13 protein-coding genes are annotated in these 17780 nt (G+C 44.8%); 8 read left to right on the forward strand and 5 right to left on the reverse strand.

Translation table 11 applies throughout. The features are described from left to right. Positions 1 to 11: 11 nt before the first annotated feature. From R7Z49_RS10765 to R7Z49_RS10800, 8 genes are all read left to right on the forward strand, one after another. Complete coding sequence (locus R7Z49_RS10765; RefSeq protein WP_186584272.1) at positions 12 to 1184, forward strand: glycosyltransferase; 1173 nt, start codon at positions 12 to 14, stop codon at positions 1182 to 1184. Further along, complete coding sequence (locus R7Z49_RS10770) at positions 1177 to 2607, forward strand: lipopolysaccharide biosynthesis protein (protein WP_318111644.1); 1431 nt, start codon at positions 1177 to 1179, stop codon at positions 2605 to 2607. Before R7Z49_RS10765 ends, R7Z49_RS10770 begins: the two co-directional genes overlap by 8 nt. Further along, positions 2604 to 3968: an O-antigen ligase family protein gene (locus R7Z49_RS10775; RefSeq protein ID WP_162497020.1), complete on the forward strand. Its 1365-nt coding sequence runs from the start codon at positions 2604 to 2606 to the stop codon at positions 3966 to 3968. Before R7Z49_RS10770 ends, R7Z49_RS10775 begins: the two co-directional genes overlap by 4 nt. Before the next feature lie 115 nt (positions 3969 to 4083). Next, positions 4084 to 5208: a glycosyltransferase gene (locus R7Z49_RS10780; RefSeq protein ID WP_258489955.1), complete on the forward strand. Its 1125-nt coding sequence runs from the start codon at positions 4084 to 4086 to the stop codon at positions 5206 to 5208. Beyond that, entirely contained in the window at positions 5205 to 6638 is a 1434-nt protein-coding gene (locus R7Z49_RS10785; RefSeq protein ID WP_005377649.1) for a GumC family protein, read from the forward strand. Before R7Z49_RS10780 ends, R7Z49_RS10785 begins: the two co-directional genes overlap by 4 nt. 221 nt (positions 6639 to 6859) lie before the next feature. Then, on the forward strand, positions 6860 to 7978 hold the full coding sequence (locus R7Z49_RS10790; RefSeq protein ID WP_005377651.1) for a glycosyltransferase: 1119 nt from the start codon (positions 6860 to 6862) through the stop codon (positions 7976 to 7978). Beyond that, entirely contained in the window at positions 7971 to 9161 is a 1191-nt protein-coding gene (locus R7Z49_RS10795; RefSeq protein ID WP_318111646.1) for a glycosyltransferase family 2 protein, read from the forward strand. The genes R7Z49_RS10790 and R7Z49_RS10795 overlap by 8 nt, the downstream gene beginning before the upstream one ends. A 10-nt stretch (positions 9162 to 9171) precedes the next feature. Further along, a complete protein-coding gene (locus tag R7Z49_RS10800; protein ID WP_005377654.1) occupies positions 9172 to 9810 on the forward strand; it encodes a sugar transferase in 639 nt (212 codons plus the stop codon). Between the two features lie 19 nt (positions 9811 to 9829). Here the strand turns inward: R7Z49_RS10800 and R7Z49_RS10805 are convergent, their stop codons facing one another. The 5 genes from R7Z49_RS10805 to hrpA all read right to left on the reverse strand — a co-directional run bounded on the left by R7Z49_RS10805 (position 9830) and on the right by hrpA (position 17652). Further along, positions 9830 to 10219 carry an ATP-binding protein gene (locus R7Z49_RS10805; RefSeq protein WP_005377656.1) on the reverse strand — a complete coding sequence of 130 codons (390 nt, stop codon included), beginning with the start codon at positions 10217 to 10219 and terminating at the stop codon, positions 9830 to 9832. Positions 10220 to 10345: 126 nt separating this feature from the next. Then, positions 10346 to 11926, reverse strand: coding sequence for a BCCT family transporter (locus tag R7Z49_RS10810; RefSeq protein WP_318111647.1), 1581 nt, complete (start codon positions 11924 to 11926; stop codon positions 10346 to 10348). A gap of 362 nt (positions 11927 to 12288) precedes the next feature. Next, entirely contained in the window at positions 12289 to 12804 is a 516-nt protein-coding gene (locus tag R7Z49_RS10815; protein ID WP_318111648.1) for an outer membrane beta-barrel protein, read from the reverse strand. Between the two features lie 199 nt (positions 12805 to 13003). Beyond that, positions 13004 to 13483: an outer membrane beta-barrel protein gene (locus R7Z49_RS10820; protein ID WP_021033871.1), complete on the reverse strand. Its 480-nt coding sequence runs from the start codon at positions 13481 to 13483 to the stop codon at positions 13004 to 13006. Positions 13484 to 13665: 182 nt separating this feature from the next. Next, complete coding sequence (gene hrpA, locus R7Z49_RS10825) at positions 13666 to 17652, reverse strand: ATP-dependent RNA helicase HrpA (RefSeq protein ID WP_005377665.1); 3987 nt, start codon at positions 17650 to 17652, stop codon at positions 13666 to 13668. Positions 17653 to 17780: the final 128 nt, after the last annotated feature.

The following is a 17780-nucleotide window of genomic DNA, read 5'->3' on the forward strand; positions in this document are numbered from 1 at the left end:
GGAGCCCGGTCATGAAACGTGTATTGATGTTCGACGCCATCCCAATGCAAGGTGGATCCAAAATCGCGAATGCAGAGCTCCTTAAGCAGTGCGATAAGCTGAACGTGATTGGTTATCTACTCACTACAAATCCAGAGCATTGGGCGTCACTGCTTAGTGATACACCGCGTGTGCAAGTTATAAAAATAAAACCATCACCATTTAACTCGACTCATGGCCTGACCTACTGGTTGATGAACGCTTACTACTTTCTCCAACTTCTCTACGCGTGCATGAAGCTGCCAAAAATAGATAGCTTTTTGGGCCTATCTTGCCCAAGTAATGATATGCCTTTGTACTTACTACGATTAATTAGCAAAAAGCCTGTGGTACAGATGGTTCATGGCCCTATCGGACGATCGAGATCTGCTGGCTACTGCTTAGTAAAAGCATCGGCAATTTACTACTTGGCAAACACCCGCGAATCAATGGTAGAAGCATTACAGGCCTACCTCAAAACAGAGAAGCCAGCCACCGAACGCTATTGGTGTGGTTTGAATACATCTACGTTTGTTAATGGATTATCGAAAGATCGCTGGCCAAAACAAGCGAATCCGATTTCAAGCCGCGTTTTCTGGGCAGCTAGCTTACTAAAATGGAAGAACATCGATCTTTTGCTTGATGCTTTAACACTTGATGAGTCGAAAAAGATCAAATCCACCGTGTGTTACATCAAACCTAACGTGGCAGGTGTGGAATATTCAACACCGGACTTCAACACACAAGGTGTTGAATGGCATGAGTGCCCAAACAACTTAGATGAATTGCGTTCACAGTGTGGTGTGTTTGTTTCCACCAGTCTCAACGAACCTTTTGGGTTATCTATTTTGGAAGCGCTCGCTGCAGGTATGTGTGTCGTCATTCCACATGATGATAGTTATTGGGACCGCGTGTTAACTCACGGCCGAAATTGTATTAAATACTCGCCTAACAATGTGGCTTCGTTACACAACGCAATTCGCCTTTTGAATGAATCGCCGTGGATGAAAGTAACGATGGGTATCGAAGCACTCAATGTTTCTCAACTATACACAGCCGAACGTTGTTATTTGCCAATCGCCCAGCACCTTGCTGCCGAAATTGCTACCAACAATGATTGCACACTCAAGACACCGCGAGACATCAAAGGATATGATCATGTCTAAAGCAATGACCAACATGACGCTATTTGCTATCGCCTTAGTGATCAATAAAAGCATCAGCCTAATCATGCTGCCTGTATTGCCCCACTTTCTCTCACCAGAACAAATGGGCAAGCTTGAGCTTCTAACAACCTTTGGTGTTGTTACGACCTTGTTTGTCAGTTTCGCTTTGCATGAAGCGCTTTATCGATTCGTCGGCGTTGAAAAGGATAAAAATACGCGCACAAGCCTACTAAACCAGCTGTACTCACTTGCTTTACTCATCGCTGGCGTCGTCGCTCTTAGCTTGCTCACTATCATTTTAATCGCCCCCATTCCCGCGCCTTTTACGCGAGTCGAATTTGCTATTGTTATGTTTGCCATCGTTCTAGAAGGCAGTATTGCAATCGGCACTGCCTGGTTAAGAACACAAGACGACAAAGCAAGAACTCTGCTTAACGTCATGGTCACTACCACCATTTTTCAGGTCATTTTTATCGTCGCGGCGCTGTCTGTTCATCCCCATGTTATTTCTGTTTTGTGGGGTGGCTTGTTGGCTGCTATTACTCAATTTTTTTGGCTGCACATCGTTAACCGTTACAATGTCACCCTGCCTAAGCTGACATTGGCAAAACAATACCTAAACTACTGCCTACCAATGATGATGGCCGGTTTAGTAGCATTTTGTCTCAATGGCGCTGAACGCTGGTTCATTGGTGCCAACACTTCTCTTGCGACGTTAGGGATTTACGCGATAGCGGTAAAATTTGCAGTGGGCATGTGTATTTTAGTGCAGCCGTTTGGCATGTGGTGGATGCCACGTCGATTTAACTACTTAGAAGGGCGCAAGAACACTGAAGCAGTGCGCATCACACACTTAGGTATGATTTACATTACAGGTTTGAGTGTAGTGGTCGGTACATTAGCAATGGTGATGATCACCTACTTACTGCCAGAAACCTATCATGAGGCGGTACTATTCAGCTTATTCTTGCTACCTATCGCCATGTTAAAAGAATGGAGTGAGTTGATTAACATCTCCATTTTGTACAAGCGTCGTACTCGCTGGCTACTGGGTATAAATGTCGTCTCTGCGTGCGTTGCGATTGCTTTGCTGTTTGGCTTATCTTCTCTGGGTATTTATGGTGTGTTCATTGCGCTTTATTACGCACAACTGTGTAAGCTGGGCCTGACTTATGTAGTAGGCCAACAATGTATGACGTTGCCTTTTCACCTAAGTCTGATGGTTTTATTACAGATTATATCCGGTGTGGCACTGTTCCTGCTTCACTCTTCACAATCAATAGGAATCGCCATCGCAATTTGCATTTTGACATGCAGTTTGCTGGCAGGGATAGCCACTCGCTACATGACTAAAGAGACGCTCAATGCTCTCACTCGATACATAGTGAAACGGCGTGGACAGGTGAAGAGATACTCGTTATGAATGAAACCAAGGTGAGAACAAAACAGTCCATCGCAGCACTGACGATCACTGTCGGTATCGGCCTGCTTTGGGTTGTTATGCCTCATCCCATTTTGATTGTTGCGTTGTGTTTCGCACCACTCGCGTTACTGTTTGTTCTCAATCAAACGTTTTGGCTTGTCACACTGTTCGTTATTTTTTCATTCTTTCGTATTCACGAAGCCTTTCCTGTTATCTATAACTTCAAGATCCCATTACTGTTATCATTGGGGGCACTCGCCGCACTCGCTTTTCACCTTCTTATAAGCCGCCAGATTACAGCTTTTTGGCACCCTTCATTAAAGTGGCTGTGTATATTTTGGGGTCTGGTGATCATCGGAATCATATTCGCTTCCAGTCGTGATATCGCAATAACGGTGTTCAAAAACACCTATTGGAAAATCATCATTATGACGTTGGCCATCACCTGGCTTATTACTAAACCTTCACAGCTCGCTCAGATGTCAAAAGCAATTATTTTCGCCGGATTATTGATTGGTCTAGTGGCATTACAAAACGCTGCGAATGGCATTGATTTGGTTGAAGGGACGCGCGTGTCGATAGGACGATCCATAGGTTCCGTACTTGGTGATCCTAACGATTTGGCACTAGTGCTGATGTTTCCCCTTGCCTTTACCGTTAGTCAATTGATGGAGAAACATTCCCCCAAGCATCTCAGACTCTTTGCCCTTATCACCTGTTTGGTTTTGTTCTTTGCGATCATCGAGACGCAGAGCCGCGGGGGGTTACTAGGTTCACTGTCTGTATTTGCCTACTTTGCTTTTAAACACATCAAAAGCAAAACATTAGTCTTGGTATTAGGCGCTATCGCAGCGATCGTACTCTACGCATTCGCTGGTATTTCAGGACGAGAATCGGGGGGAGCCGCTGAGGATGGTATAGATGCCTCTGCGATGGGGCGACTTTATGCGTGGGAAGCGGCATTTAAAATGGCGCTGCATCACCCGTTGACTGGCGTAGGTCTAGATAACTTCTACTTTAATTACTATTTCTATAGCCCACACTGGGATGGTATCAACCACGCCGTCCATAGTACTTGGTTTGGCGTGTTAGCAGAAACGGGTTTTGTCGGGCTCGCGGTGTTCATTACTTTAATTGTGTCATTGATCCGCACCTCTTTGCATTCCATCTCATTGCTGACACCAAAATCAGATTACACCCTCTCTGTAGGAGCAAACGCCGTGTTAAGTGGGCTTATCGGTACCATCGTATCAGGTACGTTTCTGACTCAAGGTTTCACTTGGCCAATTTACATTCTAGCGGCGTTAACGGTTGTCGTTAGCCGAATCGTTCAAAGTGATTGTCAAAATGAGAAATCCTAGTTTCAAACATAAACAAAACCCATAACTCACTGTTTTAAAATGGCTAATTCCTTGGCACGCATTGTGATTACTCACTTAATTAGTAATCAAATAACCAAGACTCAAGGAGAGCCACATGACGGACATCGTAGTATTTGGAGAAGATTTTGGTGGGTTACCCTCTTCCACTCAGCATATTGTCAAGCAACTAGCAGCGAACCATCGAATCCTTTGGGTGAACTCCATTGGCCTTCGTCAACCTAAGCTGGATTCTAAAGACATACAGCGTGCGTTAAACAAACTCACTCGTGTATTTCATAACGTAGGCTCACACAAGCCAACATTGGACTCTGAAACAAACCCAAACATTCACATCATCAACTTGCTCACCATTCCTGCCCCTAGTTCTGCATTAGCAAGAAAAGTGGCCGCTAAGATGATGAAACACCAACTCAATAAACAATTACAAGCTCTTGGTTTTGATAAGCCTGTATTTTGGACGTCGCTCCCGACTGCTGCCGATCTTTGTGCAGAAATGAACCCACGTGGACTGATTTACTATTGTGGCGATGACTTTAGCGCTTTAGCTGGTGTTGACCACGACACGGTGGCCAAGCACGAACGTACTCTTGTTAATGCGGCCAGCGTTATCTTTACGGCAAGCGAAACACTCTCCACCAGATTTCCATCTGGTAAAACCGTCACTTTGCCTCACGGTGTCGACTTTAGTCTGTTTTCTGAGCCAGCACCTAAGGCTGAAGATTTTCCTAATAATGGTCGCAAAGTGCTGGGCTTTTATGGCAGTTTGTCTGAATGGTTAGACTACGACTTAATTGCCCAAGTCGCAGACCAAGCGCCTGACTGGGATCTCGTGTTCATCGGCCCTAACGAGTTCAGTGATAATCCACTTCCACAAAGATGCAACGTATACTACCTGGGCCCGAGAGCGCATCACACTCTGCCACGTTACTCCCAACACTGGGATGCCAGTTGGTTGCCCTTTGTTGATAACGCTCAAATCAAGGCATGTAATCCGCTTAAACTTCTTGAGTACTTGGCAACAGGAACCCCTGTTATCAGCACACCGTTTCCTGCATTAATGCCCTACAAGCATATGCTCCATGTAGTTCAAAATTTAGAAGACGTATGTGCCAGTCTCGATCACTTGCTCCCACCCCCAGCAAACTCAAAGCAATATGTTCAACAGCAAAGCTGGGAAGCAAGAGCCAACCAAGTTGAGAAATTAGTGAGGACGCTATGAACGATTTGAGAGAGAACCTTAGTGTATTACTACATGGCGCTTGGCGACGTCGTTACATGATCGTTATCCCTATGCTTGTCTTGCCGGTGCTGGGTTTCATCGTAAGTAAGCTGGTTCCGACGACTTATGTTGCTCACACCAGCATGCTTATTCAAGAAACAGCGAAAATGAACCCGTTCCTTCAAGACCTTGCCGTCTCAACAATGCTTAAAGACCGATTGAGCGCACTCAGTACTCTGCTAAAAAGCCGACACGTTTTGTATTCTGTCGCAAAAGAACAATCGCTGATCAATGACGAGATGAGTGCAAAAGAGCAAGAGTTCATCATAAAAGATCTTGCGTCGCGCCTGTCTGTTCAGCCACTCGGTAAAGACTTCATTCAAATTCAATTGCAAAGTGGTAAATCAGAAGGAATGGAGTCGATGCTGCTCTCTGTCAGAGAGCATTTTGTCGAACAGCTTTTGGCTCCTGAGCGTTCTTCGATTAAAGATTCGAGTCATTTTTTGACTATCCATATCAACAAACGCAGGGAAGAACTAGACAAGGCTGAACAAGCTTTTGCAGAGTATAAAAATACTTACTCAGACGCGACGCCCGAAATGCAAGCTCAAAGCCTTACTCGCCTTGCTAGCCTCAAACAAACGCTAGCCGAAAAGGAGGCGGAGCTTGCTGGTGTTTCACGAAGTCTAGGCAGTTTGGATCAACAACTATCCAAAACGAACCCGGTTATCGGTAAACTGGAAGAGCAAATCATCGACATTCGTAGTGAACTTACCCTGCTTCGCGCTAAATACACAGAGGCGCATAGTTTGGTGCAAGGTAAGTTGCGAGAATTAAACCGGTTGGAGCAGGAACGCTCGGTACTCTTGAACTCTAAACAACCAGAACTAAACAGTGCTCAACTATGGGATATCGCGAGCAATACCACAGTAAACAGTCTTGGCGAAGCACAGCCTCTACTTGTCTCCCAACTACATCAATTACAAATGATGCGCGGACGTTTTGAAGCACTTACGGAAGAAACCAACAGCTTGCGAGACATGATCCAAGAATTAGAGCGAAATGCGCACCAATTTGGGAGCACAGCAACAGAAATCAACCGCTTAGCTCGTGACGTCGCAGTGAAGAGAGAAATGTATGATGAACTCGTCGAACGCTATGAGATGGCCCAACTAACGGGTTCTTTGGGAGAGTTTGAAGAGAATAAGCGCGTAAAAATCATTGATGAACCGTTCACGCCAACGATTCCAACTAACTTACCTAGTTTTGTATTTGTCATTTTAGGATTTATTGGTGGCGCTGGTTTAGGCATTGGATTAGCGACGATACTTGAGTTAGCCGATAACTCTATCCGCTCAAAAAGAGCATTAGAAAAACACCTTGGTGTTCCTGTCATCACCACTTTACCTAACGTAGTGTACGGAAACTAACCGCCATAAGAACTCATTTACAAGCACTCGGTCGGCGAGTGCTTTTCTTTTACTACTGCCTTATACAGCCTCATAGCATGTCCACTAATATGAATCTCAAATTGAGAATAAACATAGAACCTCACAAGAACTGAAGCTAACTTATTGTTTTTAAATGTTTAATTTCTTGGCACGTTGTCTGCAATTCCTAAATAAACAAAGAACTCAACGAGGGTTTGAAAATGGAAGTCAGACAAAAGCACAATAACACTAAGCACAGCAAAAAAGTGATATTACACGTCGTGCAGCACTTAGCTCCTGGCGGCTTAGAAACGCTCGTACTAGAAATGCTTCGTTTTGCGCAGCCAAACCATTCCGTTTTTGTCGTAAGTTTAGAGGGAAGCAAAGCGCAAGCACTGCAATGCTGGCAAAAACTATTGCCCTACCAAGGCCAACTGCACTTTCTTAATAAAAGACCTGGATTCAGCGGGAAGACCATCGCTACACTGACTTCAATGATAAAAAGAATGCGACCAGACGTGGTCCACACTCACCATATCGGCCCACTTCTGTATGGTGGTATTGCTGCACGTTTAGCGCACGTACCTGTAGTGATTCATACCGAGCACGACGCATGGCACCTTAATAACAAAAAATCAGCTCAACTACAGTCCCTTTTGCTAACGATGATTCGCCCGCAAGTGGTTGCCGATGCTAACTTCGTCGCCCATCAAATACAGACCAAGTTAAAGTATCGCAAAGTTTGTACTATCCATAACGGGATTGACTGTCAGAAGTTTAAAAGCGGTGACCAAACGGCAACAAGACACTTGTTTGAACTTCCAACCGACAAAATCGTGATTGGCGTTGCCGGGCGTCTAGAAGCAGTTAAAGGCCATAAAGTGCTTATCGAAGCATTCTCTCATCTTACGCCAAACACACACCTAGCCATTGCTGGAGATGGTTCTCAGCGAGCTCAATTGGAAGCACAAGTTAGAACGTTAAAACTTGAAGATCGAGTAACCTTTTTAGGCTTGGTCGACGATATGCCCAGCTTTTACCAAAGCCTAGACTTGTTTTGCTTACCATCACTTCAAGAGGGATTTCCTCTCTCAACCCTCGAGGCTCAAGCATGTGACATTCCTTGCGTCGCGACGGATGTTGGCGGCGTGAAAGAGACGCTCTGTCCGAACAACAGCACACTGGTTGAAGCAAATCGCGTGTTTTCGTTGGCCGAAGCGTTATCACAGCAACTGGAATCATCACACCATTCTCCTCGAACTTTTATTCTCAAACACTTTGATATCAGAGACATGGTGAGTCGCTACTCACGTTTGGCCAAGGAGGCTAGCTATGAATGATTTACTTTGGATTATAGGGTTTGGTTTATCCGCGTTTTTGATTGTCTATCATCACGTTGGGTATCCACTGCTCCTTAAGTGGCTTCCTTTAAAACAGCAAGACGAAACCAAAGCACCATTTGTAGAGCGAGCTTACAAAGCCTCCAAAACAGACAGCCAGCTACCCTCTATTACTGTCATCGTGCCCGCCTACAATGAAGAACAATGGATAGCAGAGAAGATCCGTAACCTTGCGAGCCTAGATTACCCAAGGGATAAGTTAAGAGTAGTGATCGCATGTGATGGCTGCACAGATAACACAGCCGAGATTGCTCAAGCGACAATTCAAGAAGCAATCTGCTCTGATACTCTGTTCATTATTAATGATCACCAAATCAATCGCGGTAAAGTTGCCCTACTCAACGAAGAAATGCGTCATGTTAGCTCGGACATTACCGCACTGAGTGACACGTCGGCATTGATTTCTTGCGATTCTCTGTTGCTAGCTAGTCAGCATTATCAAAATGAGAACGTTGGAGTGGTTAACGCAACATATCAAATAATGAGCACTAATAACCAAGGTGAAGCGGCGTATTGGCAATACCAGTCTCGAGTAAAGCACCAAGAATCCTTGTTAGGTTCAACGATTGGTTCCCACGGTGCGTTTTACACTTTCAGAACTCACTTATTTGAACCACTGGAAGTTAGCACCATTAATGACGACTTTATTCTCCCTATGAGAATCGTTTTGCGAGGCTATAGCGCTATTTACGAGCCAAACATGCTGGCTCTTGAGCTCGAACAAAGCTCAGACGACGCAGATTTCAAACGACGCCTAAGAATTTCAGCGGGTAACATGCAGCAGCTCATGCAATTAAAGAAATTACTGCTACCTCGTTATCGTGGCACTGCCTTTGCATTTCTATCGGGAAAGGTTCTGCGCTTAGCAACACCCTATTTGATGATTGTTTGCTTTATTTGCTCACTACTACTGGCACACAGTCCGCTGTTTCAAGTAATGCTGTTCGCACAAGTTGGTATTTACAGCATCGCGCTTATTACTTACTTAATGCCAGCACTTAACACTATTAAACCTTTTAAGCTGATTAGCTACATCGTCATTGGTCATCTCGCCAACTTTATCGGCGGTATGAAGTATTTGCTCGGAATGGAAAATGGACGTTGGAAACGCGTCAACCAATAAGGAAAGCATCATGAAAAACTCACGCTACGATTCAAATGTATGCCACGCAAAAAGAACGTTTGATGTACTGGTTGCAATGCTTATTTTGGTCGTCACTGCACCACTATTCCCATTTATCGCGCTAGCGATCAAAACCACATCGAAAGGCCCTGTGATTTATCGCCAATTGCGAGTAGGACGCTGCACACCAGAAAAAATGGATCTTTTTCAAATCATGAAGTTTCGCACCATGTATATTGATGCAGAGCAACGCTCTGGCGCAGTATGGGCAACTGAAAATGATCCCCGCATCACGCCAGTAGGACGCTTTTTACGCAAAACGCGTTTAGATGAACTACCTCAACTGTTTAATGTGTTGAGAGGTGAAATGTCGATGATTGGGCCGCGCCCAGAACGCCCAGCTTTCTACCAGAAATTAGAAGATGAAATCCCCTATTTTGTAGAGCGCACATATGGCGTGTTACCGGGTATCACAGGCTTAGCTCAGGTTAACCAAGGCTATGATGCATGCATTGAAGATGTAAGACGCAAAGTTGGGTTTGACCACAGTTACGCACTAAGCTTAGGTTCGTTTTACTCTTGGATTTCAATGGACCTTTCAATCATGAGCAAAACATTCGTTGTGATGATTGACGGACGAGGTCAATAACTTCCGGTTCTGGTAACGGTCACTCTTGCCACTGGCGGCGCATCTTTTCTATCGTCGCTGGTGGCACGTCATGAATGCTTTGATACGCTCCGTGACACACTTTAATTTCCACCTCGATGCGCTTCTTCATGCAGTAGTCCATGTAACGCTTCATCTCCCAATGTCGAACAAACGTATTGCTCACAATCACGACTCTCCCTTTGTTCAACCACTTTCTAGTTTGCTGAAAACACCACTCATGCGCTTGAGGTAATTGAACCGGTTCAAAGTGATAATCACCTTCATCATTTTCAAAATACATGTCAGCTTCAAAATGCTTAGCACCAAGCTCTATTGCCAGTTGTTTTGCTAAGGTTGTTTTACCTGAACCCGGAAGTCCACGAATAAGAATGAGTTTAGCCAGTGACATAATGCAGTTTAATGAGGTGGAAATAAGCCTAAACTGTAACGAAATTATTGGAAAAGAAAAGTAGAAATAAAAAATGCCGAGCACATTAGGCTCGGCATTTAAACTCAATCATGGATCGCGTTGTATTTATTTGTAAGCTGGCAGTTCAGTTCTTAACCCTTTCACCAAACTGACACACATCAACAGCAGAACAAAAGTAAACGGTAATCCTGTTGCAACAACGCCTGATTGCAATGCTTGCAGGGCTTCTTTACCACCAACCCAAAGCATTACGGCTGCAATTGCACCTTCAATACACGCCCAGAAAATGCGTTGCGGTACTGGTGCATCAATCTTACCACCGGCGGTAATACTATCGATAACCAGCGAGCCAGAGTCTGACGATGTAATAAAGAATACCAGAATCAGCACGATAGAAAGCATTGAAATCACTGAGCTGTACGGAAGCGCATCGTAAACATGGAACAGAGTCAATGAAATATCAGTTAGGCCATTTGCACCTAGCTCACCAACTTTATTCACCACTTGGTCAAGCGCGATACCACCAAACACAGACATCCAAATCAAAGTAACAACTGTAGGAATAACGATGACTGCGAATAAGAATTCTCGAACCGTACGACCTTTAGACACACGCGCGATAAACATACCAACAAACGGTGACCAAGATACCCACCAAGCCCAGTAGAATACCGTCCAGCCGTGCATCCAAGTTTCATCTTCACGACCGTGAGGGTTACTCAATGGAATAATATTTTCAATGTAAGCCATTGTTGTGTCGCGTAGCGAGCTCCACGCCGTATCAAACGTGATGAAGGTAATGAAAATAAGCAGCGCAAACGCAACCACCATATTGACGTTACTCAGTAGCTTAACACCACCATCAATGCCACGAATCACTGATAACACCGCGATAAAGGTAACGAAGGTGATCACAATCATTTGTGTACCAATGCCGCCTTCTAGACCAAAGACATGGTTAATACCACTGGTCGCCTGCTGAGCACCTAGACCTAGCGACGTTGCAAGACCAAATAGCGTCGACAAAACGGCAAGGATATCAATAACGTGACCTAACCAACCCCATGCACGGTCACCAAAAATTGGATAGAACGCCGCGCGCAATGAAAGTGGTAAACCTTTGTTAAAGGCAAAAAACGCTAATGCTAGTGCAACGAGTGCGTAAATACTCCAACCATGCACACCCCAGTGGAACATAGTGGCACCCATCGCAAGGGATTTTGCTTCTTCGGTGTATGGTACTGCGTTAAGTGGCATTCCCCACCAATCAGTGAAATACGCGGTCGGCTCAGCCACACTCCAGAACAGAAGACCAATACCCATACCCGCGGCGAAAAGCATCGACAACCAAGAAACGGTTGAGTGATCCGGCGTTACTTCTTTGCCACCTAAGCGGATTTTACCTAGCGGAGAAAAAAGAAGAGCAACGGCGAACAATAAGAAGAAGTTTGTCGACCACATAAAAAACGCATCAAACTGTTCGATAATTCCGTTTTTTAGACCGTTTAATACGTCACGAGCAGTGGTTGGCTCAACAAGAAGAAGTGAAATCAGACAGAAAACAACGAGCCCCGCACTAATGCCAAAAACCGGGTTATGTATATCGAATCCCCACTTTTGAACGTTATCCTGTCCAACCTGATAATCGGTTGTATCAATACTATATTTTTTAAATGCATTATCCATAAATACAAATTTAACGTGAATTTGAAACGCCCCTCAGGTGAGAAGAACTCCAATACCGCCCTCCATTAATTTGAACTCTAAAGTTTTAAAGCGGGACAAATTTTAGCAGCAATCACATATTTTTGCAAAAAGTCGTGATTTATTGCATTTTAAGCTCAATTCGAGACAGATGAAGGGGAAATAATATCAACACAAAAATTATGAGGTCTAACGATTGATTTTGTCGTAGGTTGTAGACTAGAAAAGACACAAGAAAGACTTAAGTTCATAGCCAGTCACAGCGCAAATAGAGAAGACCTGCGCTGATTTGGTTTCACAATTAACGACGAAACCAAATCAGCAAACCTTTCATCCAGCGAGCGTTATAAGAAATGGAAGGTGATGTTCCCTGTTACGCTGCTAACGGTATCGCTATCGCCTTCAATATCCACGCCAAACGCTTGATAACTCGCGCCCACAGACACATTGTCAAGCAAGAAGTATTCGGCACCAACACCATACATGTAAGAGACGCCATCATCTTTGTCTAAGTTTCTCAGTCCGCCGTCATAATCAACGTTGAATGCATTGATGCCGCCTTTTGCGTAAACGTGTAACGGGCCGAAGTCGATACTAGGTTTCGCCGCTAAATAGAATGAATCAAAATCAGCACTACCCCTGCTGCCACTCAAAGATAAATCCACTTTGCCGTGGTTAAAGTAGCCTGCTTCAATGCCAATGAATGGCAAAATACCAGTACCGACATGAATATCATAAGTTGTATCATTTTCGCTGTCGATATCGGACTGACCAATTTGACCACCAGCGTAAATCCAAGAGTCAGCCATTGCTGACGTTGAGCACAACGTTAGAGCGAATAACGAGAGTGTTTTTTTCATACTATCCCTTCCTGATCGATTCCTAAGCGAAACATTACGCAAATATGCGCATTTAATCGCCACTATATATTGGAAAGCATAGGCATTTTAAGACTCTAAAAGTGAATAATTTATGTTCAACTTTTGTTTTGTGACTTCCAGACAAAAAAACACCGACATAAAGCCGGTGTGTTTCATATGGTGTTAGAAAGCTTGACGCTTATAGGAAATGTAGTGTTGCGTTAACAGAGAACGTGCTGATATCGTCTTTACCAGCAGTGTAGTTCATGTAGCTAGCACCAACAGACATTGGGCCAAAAATGAAGTACTCAGCACCCACACCGTACATTAGGTCCAAATCGTCATCGTCTTTGCCGCCTTTCACTTTTTTGTCCCACTGATGGAAACCACCTTTTGCGTACACGTGTAGCGGACCGAAGTCGATGCTTGGCTTAAGTGCTGCGTAGTAAGAAGTTAGCTTAGTGTCTTGACCATTTACGTTGAACTCACCGTGTTGTGTTACACCAGCTTCAACACCAATGATAGGTAGAATGCCTGTACCAACGTGAACAGAGTATGATGTGTCCGTTTCACCTTTGTAGTCAGACTGACCTACTGTTGCACCACCGTAAATCCAAGAATCCGCCATTGCCGCAGAAGATGCGCCAAGTAGCGCCACTGCTAATAGAGTTTTTTTCATCATCTACCTTTACTCTTTATTATTCCCACGTCTGCATAACTCAGTCGTTGGTACTACAAATAAAGGGAGGCGAACTATTGCCTCCCGGAACTAAAAAATAATGCTTATTGAGTTACTAGCAATTAGTGTACCAGCAACTTCTTAAGCGATAATTACAAATCTGACACTATTTTACTGGTTGATTAGCAAGCATCAATCGCGTTTTTGACTCGTTTATCAGAAACAGGATAAGGAGTGCCTAATTGTTGAGCAAAGTAACTCACGCGAAGTTCTTCAATCATCCAACGCACTTCTTTTACATTTTCAGGAATGGCCACACCTTTCGGGATCTTGTTCAGCAACTCTTTATAGTCTTGAGTCACAGATTCAATCTTCAGCATATGTAAACGATCTTTGTTTGGATCGATTGGCAACTTCTCCATACGGCGCTCTATCGCGCGCATGTAGCGAAGAATATCCGGCAAGCGCTTCCAGCCACATTCCGTTGCAAAGCCTTTGAAGATCAAGCCTTCAATTTGTGCTTTGATATCGGACAGAGCAAACGCCATTGTGAAGTCGATCTTGCCTTTTAGCTTCTTATTGATGCTAAACGCCGTGGTCAGAATAGTCTCAACCTGTTGAGCGATCTCTACAACGGTGTCACCCAATTCAGCACGAACGTGTTCTTTCAACGCTTCGAACTTCTCTGGCTCCCAAACTAAACCACCCTGCTCTTCAATAAGCTTATCGACACCGCAGGCAATGCAGTCATCTATCAGATCAAGCACCTTGCCGTAAGGGTTAAAATACAACCCCAACTTCGATTTGTTCGGTAAGTTAGCGTGCAAATATTTAATTGGAGACGGTACATTCAACAAAATCAAACGACGCTGGCCAGCGCGCATTGCGGTGATCTGCTCAAATTCGGTTTCGTAGAGTTTGATTTCAACGCTGTCTTTGCTATCAACAAGCGCCGGATACGCTTTTACATCGTAGCCGCCACGTTTTTGTTGATACACTTTCGGCAATTCGCCAAAACTCCACGTATGCAGACCTTGCTGTTCGATATCGTCATCCGCAACTTTGGAAAGCGTTTCTTGAACTTTGTCTTTCAAACTTTCTTTCAGTTCATGAAGGTCTTTATGTTCCTTCAGTTTACGATTTCGATGATCAACCGCGCGGAACGTGACTTTCAAGTGCTCAGGTACTTGTTCCAAGTTCCAGTCTTCACGCAGTACCTCTACGCCCGTCATGCGTCGCAACTCTTTCTCTAATGAATCTAGCAGCGGCGCTTCCATTGGCGTGACACGTGCTAAGAATGCATCGGCATAGTTTGGCGCAGGCACAAAGTTCTTACGAATTGTCTTTGGCAACGATTTAATCAAGCTAACCACAAGCTCATGGCGTAAACCTGGGATCTGCCAATCAAAACCCGCTGGTTCAACTTGGTTTAAAATCGGCAACGGCAAATGCACTGTGACACCGTCACTATCATCGCCTGGTTCAAATTGGTAACTCAATTTGAGCTTCAAACCATTTTGATGCCAGAAGTTCGGGTAATCCAAATCGGTCACATGGCTAGCATCACCCTTGAACAGCATCTCTTTTTCAAAGTTCAGCAGTTCCGGATTTTCTTTAGATGCCTTTTTCCACCACGTATCGAAGTGTTTGCCAGAAACGACTTCAGTACCAACACGTTGGTCATAGAAATCAAACAGCTCATCATCATCCACCAAGATGTCACGACGACGAGATTTATGCTCAAGCTCTTCCACTTCTTGCAGAAGCTTACGGTTTTGCTTAAAGAACGCGTGTTTGGTTTCCCATTCCCCCTCAACCAATGCACTACGAATGAAGATTTCGCGACTTACGGTCGAATCGATACTGCCGTAGTTGACCAAGCGTTTCGGTACGATTGGTACGCCGTAAAGCATCACTTTTTCGTGCGCCATCACCGCAGCGCGTTTCTTCGACCAATGTGGTTCGCTGTAACTACGTTTAATAAGGTGTTTAGCTAACGGTTCAATCCATTCTGGCTGAATCTTTGCGATGATACGACCCCAAAGTTTTGAGGTTTCCACCAACTCAGCAGACATGATCCACTTAGGCTGTTTCTTGAATAGACCTGATGCAGGGAAGATATGGAAACGAGCATTACGCGCGCCTTGATATTCATTCTTTTCTTGGTCTTTCATGCCGATGTGCGACAGCAAACCAACCAAAATGGCACTGTGTACGCCATGGTAAGAAGCGGGCTCATCGTTAAGCTTGAACTCCATCTCACGCATCGACTGATGAATTTGGAAGTACACGTCTTGCCACTCGCGAACGCGCAAGTAGTTCAAATAGTCTTGCTTACACTGTTTGCGGAACTGATTGCTAGACAAGGCTTTTTGCTGCTTTTGGATGTATTCCCACAAATTCACAAATGTCAGGAAGTCCGACTCTTCATGGAAGAAGCGACGATGTTTATCGTCTGACGATTGTTGTTTGTCGGAAGGACGCTCGCGTGGATCTTGAATCGACAAGGCCGCTGCAATGATCATCACTTCTTTAAGCGCACCATATTTTGGTGCTTCCAATACCATACGCGCCAAGCGCGGATCGATTGGCAAACGCGCTAATTGGCGACCAATGGAAGTCAGGCGTTTTTTCGGGTCTTTTACCTCAGAGTTAATCGCACCAAGCTCTTCCAGCAAACGTACGCCGTCTTGGATGTTACGTTTATCCGGTGCTTCCACAAATGGAAACGCTTGAATATCACCCAAACCAAGTGCCGTCATTTGCAAGATAACCGACGCTAGGTTGGTACGCAGGATTTCAGGATCAGTAAACTCTGGGCGCGACTCAAAATCTTCCTCTGAGTACAGACGAATACAGATACCCTCTTCCACACGACCACAACGACCTTTACGCTGGTTCGCACTCGCCTGAGAAACTGGCTCGATTGGAAGACGCTGAACCTTAGTACGGTAACTGTATCGACTGATACGCGCCGTACCCGGGTCGATAACGTATTTAATGCCCGGAACAGTTAGCGAGGTTTCTGCCACGTTGGTTGCCAGTACAATTCGGCGACCAGTGTGAGGTTGGAAAATCTTATTCTGCTCACCTGCCGACAAACGCGCGTAAAGCGGCACAATTTCCGTGCTCTTCAGATTACGTTTGGACAATGCATCTGCGGTATCACGGATTTCACGTTCACCGTTCATGAAAATCAGGATGTCACCTAAACCTTCATCGCACAGTTCATCTACCGCTTCGAAGATGCCTTCAAGCTGGTCACGATCATTGTCGTCATCACCGCTTAGTGGGCGGTAACGTGTTTCTACCGGGTAAGTACGACCCGATACTTCAATGATTGGTGCATTGTTGAAGTGTTTTGAGAAGCGTTCTGGGTCGATGGTTGCCGACGTGATGATCACTTTCAAATCAGGACGACGTGGCAGCAACTCTTTCAAGTAACCCAAGATGAAATCGATGTTGAGGCTGCGCTCGTGCGCTTCATCGATAATGATGGTGTCGTATTGATTCAAGAAACGGTCATGCTGAATTTCAGCTAGCAAGATACCGTCCGTCATCAATTTGATTTGGGTATTTTCAGAGATCTGATCGTTGAATCGAACCTTGTAACCAACAAACTCACCAAGCTTGGTTTCCATCTCTTCGGCAATACGGTTAGCAACCGAACGCGCTGCAAGACGACGAGGCTGAGTATGACCAATCAGACCAAATTTACCGCGACCAAGCTCAGCACAGATTTTGGGTAGCTGAGTGGTTTTACCTGAACCGGTTTCACCCGCGACGATAACCACTTGGTTTTCTTCGATCGCTTTCGCAATATCGTCGCGTTTTTGGCTGACTGGAAGAATTTCAGGGTATTCAATCGTTGGTTTGTAGCTACTACGTTGCTCCACAACCATCATGGATTGGGCGATGTCTAATGCGATTTCGTCGAACACAGCATTACGCGCTGCGTCCTTCTTAATTTTGCTTGCACCAGAAATACGTTTACTCAAGCGGAAACGGTCGCGCATCATGCACTGATTCAGCGCTTTACGCAGAGATGCAGCACTATTCACTTGAGCCTGAGGTGTTTGAGCTTGTTTCGCTGTCGCTTTTTGCGCACCATTTGACGGTGTCGCTTGCTCTTCAGCTAGATTCTTTTTTGGGGGCTGTGACGAAGTCAAAGCGTTTCCTATTCTTTTCATTACAAAAACTGCGCGGATTGTATCACACAAGATCTGTAACAAGATAACCGAAAGCTCATTCAATTTTTTCGAACATGTTCAGCGAATCGCTAGGCTTTTGAACTCAC

Source organism: Vibrio sp. 1562, from assembly GCF_033340155.1.
In the GTDB taxonomy this organism is placed as follows: Bacteria; Pseudomonadota; Gammaproteobacteria; order Enterobacterales; family Vibrionaceae; genus Vibrio; species Vibrio alginolyticus.